Genomic DNA, 768 nt, shown 5'->3' on the forward strand with positions numbered 1-768 from the left:
AGCCAAGCAAAATTAGTGTGCCAATGAAGCAGAAACGTTGCATGATGAACCCCGGCTTCTTGGAGCAAGTCTTAGTTGCTGGATTTAAGTCAATGACTAAATTCTAACCATTCATGCGGACGCCCTGGCACGATTAGAACGAAACAGAAAACTTTCATGCCCGTCCGTGACCGCTGTCCCTGGTATATGTCCCTTTTTTATGCCTACAACATCGGCGACCAATAGCTGAACAAAGAACAGCATCCCTGATAAACCAAGCACCAAAACACTTGTGCCATATTGAGCAACCAACTCCATTCGATAGACTCCAATATCTATTATTTCGTAAGCCCTAACGCCCGGTTAAGGGGCAGCCAACGCCATTACCAAGCTTCCGCATAACACCGTAACCACAAAAACTAACGCATGGTAAAAATGCCGCGCGTTGGCTGTCCCTCTTGAACCGTTTGTTATGCTTAAGCTTCAATGACTTACGTTGTACCAAAACCAAGATCAACTCAGCTTTGATTCACAAACAAAACCCAAAAACCAAAAAACTGAAATGACTCATGATTTTGAAAATCAGACTTTGAACTTTGACCGCTAATACTAAACAAACCTAAGATCAGATTGCTTATTGAGCCAACCGCCTCAACCTCGCGCTTGCCCGAAAATTGATTGAGGCAATTCGCTGAATTTCCAGCGCCAAAGAATAATTGTCCAGAAAACCGCACCCACTGAAGCCAACTTGCCGAGAAACACCAAGCTAAAGAGCCAAGGTTACAACGC

Annotated in this window: 1 protein-coding gene; it reads right to left on the bottom strand. The window is 44.3% G+C overall.

Annotated features, from left to right (window positions below; translation table 11 throughout):
* Positions 1-497: 497 nt before the first annotated feature.
* Positions 498-768: hypothetical protein (locus tag UF06_RS27280; RefSeq protein WP_045572486.1), on the bottom strand; the 271-nt coding region annotated here is incomplete at its 5' end.

The sequence above is a fragment of the Vibrio sp. S234-5 genome, from assembly GCF_000960595.1.
GTDB lineage: Bacteria > Pseudomonadota > Gammaproteobacteria > Enterobacterales > Vibrionaceae > Vibrio.